The following is a 12,076-nucleotide window of genomic DNA, read 5'->3' on the forward strand; positions in this document are numbered from 1 at the left end:
CTGTCCGGTGGTCCGGGAGGTGAGCGAGGCCGCGAAGCCGGGTAGAACAGGTCCTGCGCGATGCCCAGGACCGGGCAGCAGGATCAGCGGCTTGCCGCTCCCGCCGACGACGGAGTCAGCACCGTGGAAGACGCCCGCGGCGGCGGCCGCTGGACACCATGGGAGTGGCCTGCACCGATCCGTCCTCACAGGAGGCAGACGTGGACGACGACCCGCTGTTCGTCATCGATCCGGCCGGCACCGACATCCACGGCGAGGCGGCCCGGCTCCGGGCCCACGGGCCGGTCACCCGGGTGCTGCTGCCCGGCGGAGTCGCGGCCTGGTCGGTGACCGGCTACCACGCCGCCCGGCAGGTCCTGGCGGACGAGCGGTTCGCCAGGAACGCCCGGCAGCACTGGCCGGCGTACGTCGACGGCAGCCTCGGCCCAGACTTCCCGCTGATCGCCTGGGCCCGGATGGACAATATGTCCACTGCGGATGGTGAACCGCACGCTCGTCAGCGCCGGCTCGTCGCCGGAGCGTTCAGCCCGCAGCGGATCGCCGCGTTGCGGCCGCGGGTCGAGCGGGTCGTGACGCGCGCGCTCGACGAGCTGGCCGAGCATGCGGCCGAGCGGCCGGGCGAGCCGGTCGATCTCAAGGTGCGGTACGCGCACCCGGTGGCGTCGCGGGTGATCGGCGAGCTGCTCGGCGTGCCCGACGGCGACCCGGACGGCATCCTGGACCGCGCCGGGTACGTCGAGTCGACCCCGCAGAAGGCGGCCGCGGAGTTCGCCTTGCTGCGGAGCAAGATCGAGGCCCTGGTCGCGGCGAAGCGCCGGGAGCCGGGGGAGGACCTGATCAGCGACCTGATCGCGGCCCAGCCGAGCGGATGTCCGGTGACCGGGGCGGGCGCCGGGTCCGATGCCGAGCTGGTCGGCCTGGCGCAGCTGATGCTCAACACCGGCGCCGAGCCGGCCAGGAACCTCATCACGAACACCGTGTTGGCGCTGCTCACCCGGCCCGGCCAGCGCGCCCTGGCAGCGGGCGGCGAGGTGGACTGGGACGACGTGGTGGAGGAGACGCTGCGCACCGACGCGCCGGTCGCGTACCTGCCGTTCCGGTTCGCAACGGAGGACGTCACGATCGCCGGCGTGACCATCTCCCGGGGCGACCCGGTGCTGGTCAGTTACGCCGCGACCGGCCGCGACCCGGAGCTGCACGGTGCCGCCGCGGGGGAGTTCGACGCCCGGCGCGCGGATAAGCGGCACCTGGCGTTCGGGCACGGCGTGCACCGGTGCCTCGGCCCGGCGCTGACCCGGCTGGAGGTGCGCATCGCGGTGGAGGCGCTGTTCACGCGCTTCCCGGGGCTGCGGCTGGCGGTGGAGCCGAAGGAACTGGCCGGGCAGGGCACGTTCATCATGAACGGCCGCCTCGCGCTGCCGATCCACCTCTGAACGCCGGTCCGGCGGCGGGCGCACGCCCCGCCGCCGTTTCAGCGCCACAGCTGGATTCCACCGCCCGACAGTCCTCGCGCCGCCGCTATCTAGGCCGCCGGCGACAGCGCGAGCCGCCGGGCGAACGCCCGACTGTCCTGCCGGCTGCGCCTGCCCGAGCTTGGACGAGACGGTGATTTTCGTGATCCGGTCGCCGGTCTCGCTGACCAGGACGGTGATCTGGCCGGGATCGGATCAGCCGTTTCCGGCGTGATGAGCCTGTCCGGTGGACGCCGCTCGTTGGACCGGGCGGGTGTCGGGATGGCGCACCGTTGGGCGGGCGGCGGCAATCACGAAGATGCGTGGCCCTCGCGGCGGTGATGAGAATCGAGACGCGGCCATGTAGCAGTGCTGTGACCATCCGTTCGCAATACTAATAGGGAGCGCAAATGACGACGGTCGGAACCGATGTCGGCGTCGATCTCGATGGCGAGACGCTCGGCCTTTCAGATCTGCGCCGCGTCGCCGAGGAGCACGCCCCGGTCGCGCTCACCACGCGGGTGCTGCAGCGCGCGGCCGTGAGCCGGGACCAGTTCGAGGAGACCGTGCGGCAGAACATCCCGGTCTACGGGGTGACCACCGGCTACGGCGAAATGATCTACATGCTCGTCGACACGGCCAAGGAGACCGAGCTTCAGACCAACCTGGTACGCAGCCACAGCGCCGGCGTCGGCCCGCTGCTGAGCGAGCCCGAGGCGCGGGCCATGCTCACCGCGAGGCTGAACGCCCTCGCCAAGGGGCACTCGGCCGTGCGGCCCGCTGTGCTCGAACGTATCGCGCTCTACCTCAACGAGGGCCTTACGCCGGCCGTACCGGAGATCGGTTCGCTGGGCGCCAGCGGCGACCTCGCACCGCTCGCACACGTGGCGAGCTCGCTGATCGGCGAGGGTTACCTGCTGCGCGACGGAGTGAAGACGCCGACCGGTCCGGTGCTGCGTTCGCTGGGCATCGAGCCGCTTCAGCTGCGTTTCAAGGAGGGCCTGGCGCTGATCAACGGCACGTCGGCGATGACCGGCGTCGGCTCCCTGGTGGCCGAGTACGCCTTGGCGCAGGCACGGCACGCCGAGATCGCCGCCGCGCTGGTCATCGAGGTGCTGCAGGGCTCGATGAGCCCGTTCCAGCCGGAGGGCCACGAAGCCCGCCCGCACGCCGGCCAGATCGCCAGCGCCGCCAACATGCGCGCGCTGATGAACGGCAGCAGGCTGACCGTCGAGCACGCGGATCTCCGCCGGCAGGTGGCCGCCAGCAAGAAGAACGGCAACGGCAACGGCAACGGCTCGGTGTTCCGCTCCGATGTCTTCCTGCAGAAGGCGTACTCGCTGCGCTGCGTGCCGCAGGTGATCGGCGCGGTCCGGGACACCCTCGGGCACGCCAGGCTCAAGCTCGAGATCGAGCTCAACTCGGCCAACGACAACCCGCTGTTCTTCACCGACCGGGAGATCTTCCACGGCGCGAACTTCCACGGCCAACCGATCGCGTTCGTGATGGACTTCGTGACGATCGCGCTCACCCAGCTCGGGGTGCTGTCCGAACGGCGCAGCAACCGCCTGCTCAGCAAGCACCTGAACTACGGCCTGCCGGAGTTCCTGATCAAGGGCGAGCCGGGACTACACAGCGGCTTCGCCGGCGCGCAGTACCCGGCCACCGCGCTGATCGCGGAGAACCGGACGATCGGCCCGGCCAGCATTCACAGCGTGCCGTCCAACGGCGACAACCAGGACGTGGTCAGCATGGGCTTGATCGCCGCCCGTAACGCGCGCCGGGTGCTGCGAAACAACAACATCATCCTGGCTCTCGAGTTCCTCGCCGGCGCGCAGGCGGTGGACGTCTCCGGGCGCCTCGACCGGCTGAGTCCGGCCGGCCGGGTCACGTACGACACCATCCGGTCGCTCGTGCCGACCCTCGAGGACGACCGCTACATGGCGGACGACCTCGAGCTGGTCGCCGCCGAACTCGAACGCGGCACTCTGCTCGATGCCCTCCAGAACGCCGGCGTCAGCCTTCACTGAGGAGAGATCTCACATGACCACGACTTCGGAAACCCGGCAGGCAACCGCGGCGCTCTCACTGCAGCAGCAGTTCCTCTGCATCTTTGCCCAAGGCTTCGAAGCCGGGCCGTTCGGGCCGCACTACACGGAGGTCTTCGGGTGGCGGGTCCGCGGCCGCGTCGACGTGCAGGCCATGCGCCTGGCGTTGGCCGATGTGATCGAGCGGCACGAGGCGCTGCGTACTGTGGTGCACTTGGAGAACGGCGGCGCGCAGAGCGTGCTGCCCGCCGTACAGCCCGAGCTGCTGGTGGTGGACCTGGACGAGCCGCCGGGCGCGGACCGGGACCGGCGCGCCGAGCAGCTCATGATCGAGGCGGAGACCCGGCCGTTCCCGGTCGACCAGGTCCCGCTGCTGCGGGCCGTTCTCGGCCGCTTCGACGACCAGGACTCCGTACTGGTTCTGTGCGCCCACCACAGCGCCGCCGACGTTTGGTCGATCCAGGTGATCCTGCGGGACCTGGCGGAGTGCTACACGGCTCGCGCGGCTGGGAACGAGCCGCAGCTGCCCGAGGTGACCCAGTACCGGGACTACGTCGCCGCGCAGCAGGAGGAGGCCGCCGGGCCGACGGTGGCCGCTTCGCGGGCGTACTGGCGCGAAACGCTGCGCGGCGCCAAGATCCTGGTCTCGCCGGTGCGCCGCACCGGGCAGGCCCCTGCGACGAGCTATCACCGCTTCACCACCGACGCGCACCTGAGCACGGAGGTGTCCCGGCTGGCCAAGGCGACGCGTAGCTCGCCGTTCATGGTGCTGCTCGCCGCGTTCACCGTCTTCGTGAACCGTCGTACCCAGGCGACCGACATCGTGGTGCCCACCTTCGCGCCGGGCCGCCAGCACCGCTTCCAGTCCACGGTCGGGTCGTTCTTCAACTTCGTCCCGCTGCGGGTGGATCTGGACGGCTGCCGGACCTTCCGCGATGTCATCGCCCGCACCAGGACGGCCTGCATCGGCGCCTTCTCGCACGAGCTGCCGCTGCTGCACGTGCTCGCCGAGGCGCCCGAGCTGATGTCCTCGGCCGGCCCCGACGCGGTACCGACCCTGTTCCAGGCCGTCCAGCCGCCCTACCTGATGCAGGGTGACCGGATCGGCGACCTCGAGTACACGGCGATCTGGCGGCGGGTCATCCCGCAGCCGGTCGGCTCCGACACTCCGGACGGCATGATCTGGTCGATGCACCTGAGCAACACGGAAGTGGTCGGCGGGCTCAGCTTCAGCCGCCACCTGTTCGAGCAGGCCGAGGTCGACGAGCAGGTGACCGGGTTCCTCGGCGTGATCGGCGAGATGGTGGCCGACCCGGATTCGGCGATTTGAGGTCCGACGCCATGACCGTCACTGAGAACGCCGTGCGGGGCTCGGCCATGCCATCCGAGCCCGACGTCACCCCGGCCGTGCTCATCGAGCGGGCCAAGGCCATGGTGCCCGCCCTGGTGGCGCGCCAGCACGAGACCGAGCAGCGAACCTATTACGCCGAGGACACCCATCAGGCGTTCCGGGACGCGGGCTTCTACCGCATCACGGTGCCCAAGCGGTACGGCGGCTACGAGTTCGGCTTCGACACGTTCCTGCAGATCGTGATGACCCTGTGCCGTGCCTGCCCGTCCACGGGCTGGATGTACTGCCTGGGGGCGGCACACTCGCTGTTCGCCGGCAGCATGTTCGGGGAGAAGGCGCAGGCCGAGATCTTCAGCGGCGGCGACTTCATCGCGCCGCTCGTCAATGCCCCGTACGGAACAGCCAGGCGCGCCGAGGACGGCGGCTGGATCCTGGACGGCGTGTGGAGGTACTGCTCCGGCGCGCCGTACGCGACCCACCTGATCGGCAACACCGTGATCGCCGGGGATGACGCGAACTCGCCACGCCGGCTGCTGTTCATCGCTCCCCGCGATCAGTGGGAGATGCTCGACGACTGGGGCGGGCAGCTGGGCCTCAAGGGCAGCGGGTCGCACAGCATCCGGATCTCCGGTGGGCACATCCCCGATCACTTCGGCATCGAGATCAATTTCGAGGAGATCTCGGTGACCGACGGCACCCCGGGGCGCGAGCTGCACGAGCACCCGCAGTACGGGGGCGCGCCGGCGAGCTCGATGGCGCTGGAGGGCGCGCACATCGCGGTCGGCATGTGCCAGGGCGCGCTCGACGCGTACACGGAGCTGATGTTCTCCCGCACCACGATCCTCCCGCCGTTCCTGCCCAGGGCGGAGGATCCCGACTTTCAGCTCTGGTACGGGAAGGCCAGCGGCATGATCGACGCCGCCGAGACGCTCGTGCTCGCGGCGTCGCGGCGCTGGCACGAGCTGTCCGAGCAACCGATCGGGGCGTTCACCCCCGAGGAAGACCTGCGGATCGCGATCACCTGTCGAGAGGCCACCGAGCTGGCCTGGCGGGCCGTCGACGAGATCCTCCAGCCGACCGCCGGCAGCCCGGCTGTGCGTGAAGGAACACGCCTCGAACGGATCTGGCGCGACCTTTCCACCGGGCGTACGCACGCCAGCTCGGCCGTGCTGCTCACCACCGTGGCCAACCGCGGGTACGCCCAGCTGAGGCTGCATAGCGCGCGTCGTTGACCGGCACCAGACGTGTTGTCCCGAATCCGGTCAGTGGTCGTAGGCGACCACTGACCGGGTGAGCGGCGCTCGGGAAAGCCGTTAGCCGCAATCTCTCCCCAGGATCTGAACTGACGTCCGCCCATGTGTCGGAGCTCTGGGTGGCGTTTCGGGGGTTATTCAAGAACTGTTTCCGCACGCGCGGCCCGCGCCACCTCGCGGGTAAGGCCCCCACGTTGAACGGCTTGGACGGCGGCCAGGTACTGCGCCGCCACCGGCGGTCGCATCTCCGCGCTTGTTTCGGGCCCTCCCGCAAACGGGGCGAGATGGCAGCTCAGGAGATGCGTCGCAGTTGCCGTACCTGCGAAAGTCGAACCCGATGGCGTCGGGACTCGAGGAGGAATGAATGACCATAGCGACCACCACGCCGTCGCGCGTCGAGTTGGTGCGCCGTGCGGCTGATCTCGGCGCTGTGTTGCGGGCCGAGGCGCAGCAGTCCGAGCATGAGCGTCGTCTTACCGCCGCGACGGTCGAGGCCCTTGCGGGGTCGGGTTTGTTGCGGATGCGGGTGCCGCGTCGTTTCGGCGGTTTCGAGTCGGATTCGCGGACTGTCACGGAGGTGCTGGCGGAGTTGGCGCGCGGTGATGGTTCTGCCGCGTGGACTGCGTCGGTGTGGCTGATCAGTAGTTGGATGGTTGGCCTGTTCCCGGATTCGGTGCGTGAGGAAGTGTTCGCGGATCCGGATGTGCGGATCAGTGGCATTTTGAGTCCTAGCGCGATGGCTGTGCCGGTCGAGGGCGGTTATCAGGTCAACGGCAAGTGGTCGTTCAACACGGGCTGTTTGCAGAGTGCGTGGAATGTCAACGCCGCGGTCCGGCCTACTCCTGATGGGCAGTATGAGCCGGTGATGGTGCTGATCCCGATGGGTGATCTGCGGATTGTCGATGACTGGCACACCACCGGAATGCGCGGCTCGGGCAGTGTTTCCACGATCGCCGAGAACGTGTTCGTGCCTGAGGACCGGCTGCTGCCGATGGGTCCGGTGATCGGTGGGGCGCATCCGTTGCAGCAGGATCCGTCGGCGTTGATGTGGCGTGCGCCGTTCATGCCGATCGCCTGTACGACGGTGGGTGCGGTGGCTTTCGGGCTGGCGCAGGCGGCCCGGGACGCGTTCCTGACGAGGTTGCCGGGCCGGAAGATCACGTACACGGATTATGAGGAGCAGAGCGCGGCGCCGTTGACGCATTTGCAGGTGGCCGGCGCGACGATTCGGGTGGATGAGGCTGGTTTCCATATTCGCCGCACGGCGGAGCTGATCGACGCGAAGGCGGCTGCAGGGGAGGCGTGGGCGTTGGAGGAACGGGCTCGGGTCCGTCTGGACCTCGGCGCGGTGTGTCTGAGGGCGAAGGAAGCTGTCGATTTGTTGGCTGGTGCGAGCGGTGGCACGTCGTTGCAGCTTGATGTGCCGATCCAGCGGATCGAGCGGGACATCAAGGCGCTGAACCTGCACGCGATCATGCACCCCGATACGAACTTCGAACTGTACGGGCGGGTGGCCTGCGGGCTCGCCCCCAACACCCAATACCTCTGAACTTTTGTGAGGAGCAGCGACATGACCACTCAGCAGCAGCCGGCCACTGCGGACATCGCCCAGCGGGTCGCCGCCATCTGGACCGACGTCCTGGGTCCGGGCTCCGATCGGCCCGGCGCCACGTTTTTCGAGCTCAATGGACAGTCCATCGCCGCCGTGCAGATCGCCGCGGAGGTCGAGGAGCAACTGGGTGTCACGCTCGACATCGGCGACCTGTTCGAGGACCCGGACCTGGAGACCGTGACCCGCAACATCCTGGCCCGCATCGAGGGGTGAGTGGGATGGCCGAACTGACCCACGTCACCCCGGTCACCTCGCTCGACGACGTCGTGGAGATCCTGGAACGCGACGGAGCGGTGATCATCGAGGACTTCGTCGACGCCGAGACGCTCGCCGGGCTCCGGGCGGACCTCGGACCCGGACTCGAGGCGGCCGGCTACAGCGAGAGCGGCTACGACGGGCAGAAGACCAAGCGGCTGTCCAGCCTGTTCCAGCGGTCGCCGCGCCACATGACCAGCGTGGTCCTTCAGCCACAGTTTCTCGGTGCGGCCCGGCGGCTGCTGCAGCAGCCCACGCACATGTGGATCGGCAAGGTCCGGATGGAGGTGACGCCGAGCATCCAGGTCAGCTTTACCCAGGCGATAAGAATCGATCCGGGTCAGGGCCGGCAGCCGTTGCACCGCGACGATGCGATGCATCTGTGGCGGCATCCGGGGCCACCGTGCCGGCTGCAGCTGATGCTGGCGATGACCGACTTCACCAGCGCCAACGGCGCGACCTTGGTCATCCCCGGCAGTCACCACTGGGACGACGAGCGGGCCCCGGCGTACGCCGAGACGGTTCCGGCGGTCATGCCCGCCGGTTCCGCGCTACTGTGGCCGGGCGGGGTCTACCACGGCGGTGGAGCCAACACCACGGACTCGCCGCGGCACAGCCTCTCCGTCGCGCTCGACCTGGGCAACCTGCGGCAGGAGGAGAACCAGTATCTGGCCGTCCCCCGGGAGACCGTGCTGACCCTGCCTGAGGAGGTGCAGCGGCTGCTCGGCTGGGACCGCTGCCCGCCCGGTCTTGGCCAGGTCGAGACGCAGGACCCGCACCTGCTGCTGGAGCGGACACAGCAGGAGCTCGCCACGAGGACCCGCGGTGCGAATCCGTTGATGTAGTGGTCGTGCGCCGAAAGCAGCCGGTGCGCTCTGCGAAAGCAGGCGCACCGGCTGCGGCGTTTACCGGGCGCCGGCGCGAGTGAGGTGGTCCCGGGTCCAGGCGTCGCTCAGCAACGGCTTGTCGAATTCCCGAAACCCTGGGCGGACGGCGTCCAGCACGCGGGTCAGGAAAGGGGAGCGTGCTGTCGGCCGGTGGAAGCTGGTGAGACTCGGCAGCGCCGCTGACGGCCATACGCAGGGTGGGGGAGAGGTCGCGCGGCGCTGAGATCGCGCGTTCAAAATCCACGCCGGCGCCGGGGCCCAGCAGATGCAGGGGGTTGCGATAGCCCGTGGTGAAACCCGACCTGCGGGCCCCGGAACGCTGAGTCCTGGTCGTCACTTGGCCAGCCAGCGGAGCACGGGCTGGCCGGATTCCTGCTCGGCTTCCCGGTATCGGGGCAGGATCGAGGAAGTCACCACCCCGCCGGGCAATGCGAACAGCGCCGTGGACGCGCTCAGCCGTTCGAGCCGGGCAGTGCCGATCGACACCGGCACCCCGGCAGCGGCACACACTCGGGCGGCGCTGGCCCCGTCCTGGACGGCGTCCAGCAGCACCAGGTCGAGTGGGGAGACCAGATAGGACGGCAGTGACCCGCCGCAGAAGTGGTCGAGCAGCCAGGTGGTGACCTCGTCGCCCGGCCCGCGCGGCAGGTCGAGCTCACGGTGCCGGCCGGTCAGCACAGCCACCTCAGCCTCGGCGATGCGCCGCCGCCCGGCGGACACCAGCGCGGCCGGGCCGGCGATGCCGAACTCGCGGTAGAGCAGCGCGGCCTGCCGGATGTGCCCGGAGCGGACGCCCGCCCACGGCGACGCGGCGGGGTGCCGGCCATGCGTGAGGATCGACCGCAACGCGGTGCGCGGCACCACCGCGGCCGCCGCGTAACAGAGCCCGAGCACTTCGGCGAGCCCTTGTTCGAGGCCCTGGTCGGAGCCGTCCGGCCGGGTGGCCGCGGCGGCGTGTACCAGCCCGCGCGCGGCCTGGGCGATGCTCGAGAACGGGCGCAGCCGGGACAGTCGTAGATAGACTCCGGGCTCCAGCTGATACCGGGCGGCCTGTGATGCGCCGAGTGCGATGGACGCGCGCTCCGACGCGACGTACGGCTCCGGGAGGACCGACCCGACCGTGACGGTCATCGCGGCCACGTCCAGGCCGGCCTCGGCGAGCCGGTCGCGCAGCGGCCCAGCCGCGGCGATCACCGCGTGCTCCCTCCCGCCGCTGCCGAGCGTCAACGGGGCATCGGCCAGCTCGCGGAGCTGGGCCGCGGTGAGCCGGCGGGCCGCGGCGACATCGTCCGCGCAGGCGCCGTCGCCGTCCAGCGACGCGGCGGCCCGACGCAGCATGTCGGCCGCCACCCCGACCGGCACGACGTCGTCCAGCGGCAGGTAGGGCTCGACACCGGCGACGAATGCCGCCACATTCGCGAAGCGGCAGGGCGCTAAATAGATACCGGCGAACAGCCAGTCCCGCATCGTAGGTGTCATCGCCGCCTTCTTATCGGGTCATTTCCCATCAATTGTGGCGAGAACGGCGCGTGAATCAACTCACATCGTGCTCTCTTCCACCAGCGGGCACGCGCGGAGGAGACCGGCGTCCGTATCGGCCGCAAGACTCACGCCATGACTGCGGAGGTGGTACACCATCTCATCCGGCAGCGCGCCCCCGAGGGCGTCGCTCTCGGGTGGGAATCTGAGGAATTCACTCTACGGGACCTGTGCGAACGTGCGGCTCGGATCGCCGGCGCGCTCGCCGGTCTGGCCGGTCGTCCGGTCGCCGTACGGGTCCCACCCGGCCCGGACCGCTACGCAGCGCTGCTCGGCGTGCTGGGTGCCGGCGCCCACGTGGTCTGGTTCGGCACCGGGGCGGCCGGCGAGCGCGGCCGGATGATCCTGGACGACGTGCGCCCGGCCACCGTGCTCACCGCCGGCGCCCCGGACGACCTCGTCACCTGGTACGCCGCGCACGCCGGCATCACACCCGTGGACGTGACGGACCTACCCGAGGCGTCCATGCCGGATCCGGACGTACGGCCGCACGACTGGGCCTACCTCGCGCACACGTCCGGGTCCACCGGCCGGCCCAAGGGGGTGCCGCAAACCCACGCGGCGCTGGCCCAGTTCAGCCTCTGGTTCGCCTCGGCCTTCGGGCTCGCCCCGGGCGTACGGATGGCGCAATGGGTGCACCCCGAGCACGATCCGGCGATCTGCGAGACGTTCGCCGCCCTGGTGTCCGGCGCGACGCTGTGTCCCGTACCGGAAAAGGTCCGCGCTCACCCCGGCCGGATGCTCGACTGGCTCGGTGCCGAACGCGTCGACGTGCTCCAGACCGTGCCGAGCTTCGCGCGTGAGCTGGCCCGCGCGAGCGGCACGCGACCGTTGCCGCTGCGCCGGCTGGTGTTGATGGGCGAGGCGGTTCCGCCCGATCTCGTGGCAGCGCTGCACAACGCGTCCCCGGAGATCGAGCTGTACAACCTCTACGGCCCCACCGAGACGGTGGCGGCGACCTGGCACCACATCCCGCGGGGCGGGCCCCGGGTGGTCCCGATCGGCCGGGCCATTCCCGGGCGCGAGGTGCTGTTGCTCGACGACGCGGACGCCGAGGCGGACGAGGGGGAGATGGTGGTGCTCAGCCCGTACGTCACGCCGGGCTATCTGCGTGGCGGGCGCGACCATCCCGCGTTCCGTCCGGTCGCCGGGCGTGGTCCTGGTCCGTGGTATCGCACCGGCGATCTGGGCCGGCGGCGGCCGGACGGGCTGCTGGAGTTCCGCGGCCGCCGCGACCAGCAGGTGAAGATCCAGGGCCACCGGATCGAGCTCGCCGAGATCGAGGCCGTGCTCGGCGCGCACCCGTCGGTGGCCGAGTGCGCCGTGCTGGCCGCCCCCTCCGACGACGGCATCGTCACGTCGCTCGTGGCCTACGTGGTGTCGCATGAGGACAACCCGCCGCAGAAGCAGTGGCGGGCGCACGTGCGGCAGCGGTTCGGCGACGTGCTGCTCCCGATGAGGTTCCGGATCGTGCCGTACGCGTTGCCGCGCACCGCGACCGGCAAGGTCGACGGTCGACGGCTGAAGGGCATCTGAGAAGTTGCCCGGCCCGGAAACGGCTGCGAGAGTCGGTGTGGATTCGGCTTCGAGGAGGAATGAATGACCATAGCGACCACCACGCCGTCGCGCGTCGAGTTGGTGCGCCGTGCGGCTGATCTCGGCGCTGTGTTGCGGGCCGAG

The 12,076-nt window shown here is 70.1% G+C and carries 9 protein-coding genes; 8 read left to right on the top strand and 1 reads right to left on the bottom strand.

Annotation, left to right across the window (positions count from 1 at the left end; translation table 11 throughout):
• Nucleotides 1–200: 200 nt before the first annotated feature.
• From ABZ671_RS20200 to ABZ671_RS20230, 7 genes are all read left to right on the top strand, one after another.
• Entirely contained in the window at nt 201–1,433 is a 1,233-nt protein-coding gene (locus tag ABZ671_RS20200; RefSeq protein WP_357860020.1) for a cytochrome P450, read from the top strand.
• A 428-nt stretch (nt 1,434–1,861) separates the two neighbouring features.
• On the top strand, nt 1,862–3,481 hold the full coding sequence (gene cmdF / locus ABZ671_RS20205; protein WP_357860023.1) for a tyrosine 2,3-aminomutase: 1,620 nt from the start codon (nt 1,862–1,864) through the stop codon (nt 3,479–3,481).
• Between the two features lie 13 nt (nt 3,482–3,494).
• Nucleotides 3,495–4,829: a condensation domain-containing protein gene (locus ABZ671_RS20210; protein WP_357860026.1), complete on the top strand. Its 1,335-nt coding sequence runs from the start codon at nt 3,495–3,497 to the stop codon at nt 4,827–4,829.
• Between the two features lie 11 nt (nt 4,830–4,840).
• Nucleotides 4,841–6,082 (top strand): acyl-CoA dehydrogenase family protein, encoded by a 1,242-nt coding sequence (locus tag ABZ671_RS20215; protein WP_357860029.1) that lies wholly within the window; start codon nt 4,841–4,843, stop codon nt 6,080–6,082.
• A 385-nt stretch (nt 6,083–6,467) separates the two neighbouring features.
• Nucleotides 6,468–7,652 carry an acyl-CoA dehydrogenase family protein gene (locus tag ABZ671_RS20220; protein ID WP_357860032.1) on the top strand — a complete coding sequence of 395 codons (1,185 nt, stop codon included), beginning with the start codon at nt 6,468–6,470 and terminating at the stop codon, nt 7,650–7,652.
• 21 nt (nt 7,653–7,673) lie between these two features.
• Nucleotides 7,674–7,928: a phosphopantetheine-binding protein gene (locus tag ABZ671_RS20225; RefSeq protein ID WP_357860035.1), complete on the top strand. Its 255-nt coding sequence runs from the start codon at nt 7,674–7,676 to the stop codon at nt 7,926–7,928.
• 5 nt (nt 7,929–7,933) lie between these two features.
• Nucleotides 7,934–8,815, top strand: a complete 882-nt coding sequence (locus ABZ671_RS20230) for a phytanoyl-CoA dioxygenase family protein (protein WP_357860038.1) — start codon at nt 7,934–7,936, stop codon at nt 8,813–8,815.
• Between the two features lie 375 nt (nt 8,816–9,190).
• On the opposite strand, the gene ABZ671_RS20235 is transcribed toward ABZ671_RS20230, so the two are convergent.
• A complete protein-coding gene (locus tag ABZ671_RS20235; protein WP_357860041.1) occupies nt 9,191–10,336 on the bottom strand; it encodes a hypothetical protein in 1,146 nt (381 codons plus the stop codon).
• A 135-nt stretch (nt 10,337–10,471) separates the two neighbouring features.
• On the opposite strand from ABZ671_RS20235, the gene ABZ671_RS20240 reads away from it, so the two are divergent.
• Nucleotides 10,472–11,932, top strand: coding sequence for an amino acid adenylation domain-containing protein (locus ABZ671_RS20240; protein WP_357860044.1), 1,461 nt, complete (start codon nt 10,472–10,474; stop codon nt 11,930–11,932).
• Nucleotides 11,933–12,076: the final 144 nt, after the last annotated feature.

The sequence above is a fragment of the Micromonospora sp. NPDC006766 genome (assembly GCF_040636055.1).
In the GTDB taxonomy this organism is placed as follows: Bacteria; Actinomycetota; Actinomycetes; order Mycobacteriales; family Micromonosporaceae; genus Micromonospora.

Excerpts from the sequence above, each read along its gene's own strand:
- cmdF (WP_357860023.1), top strand. The coding sequence starts at position 1,862 with ATGACGACGGTCGGAACCGATGTCGGCGTCGATCTCGATGGCGAGACG.
- ABZ671_RS20210 (WP_357860026.1), top strand. The coding sequence starts at position 3,495 with ATGACCACGACTTCGGAAACCCGGCAGGCAACCGCGGCGCTCTCACTG.
- ABZ671_RS20215 (WP_357860029.1), top strand. The coding sequence starts at position 4,841 with ATGACCGTCACTGAGAACGCCGTGCGGGGCTCGGCCATGCCATCCGAG.
- ABZ671_RS20220 (WP_357860032.1), top strand. The coding sequence starts at position 6,468 with ATGACCATAGCGACCACCACGCCGTCGCGCGTCGAGTTGGTGCGCCGT.
- ABZ671_RS20225 (WP_357860035.1), top strand. The coding sequence starts at position 7,674 with ATGACCACTCAGCAGCAGCCGGCCACTGCGGACATCGCCCAGCGGGTC.
- ABZ671_RS20230 (WP_357860038.1), top strand. The coding sequence starts at position 7,934 with ATGGCCGAACTGACCCACGTCACCCCGGTCACCTCGCTCGACGACGTC.
- ABZ671_RS20235 (WP_357860041.1), bottom strand. The coding sequence starts at position 10,336 with ATGACACCTACGATGCGGGACTGGCTGTTCGCCGGTATCTATTTAGCG.
- ABZ671_RS20240 (WP_357860044.1), top strand. The coding sequence starts at position 10,472 with ATGACTGCGGAGGTGGTACACCATCTCATCCGGCAGCGCGCCCCCGAG.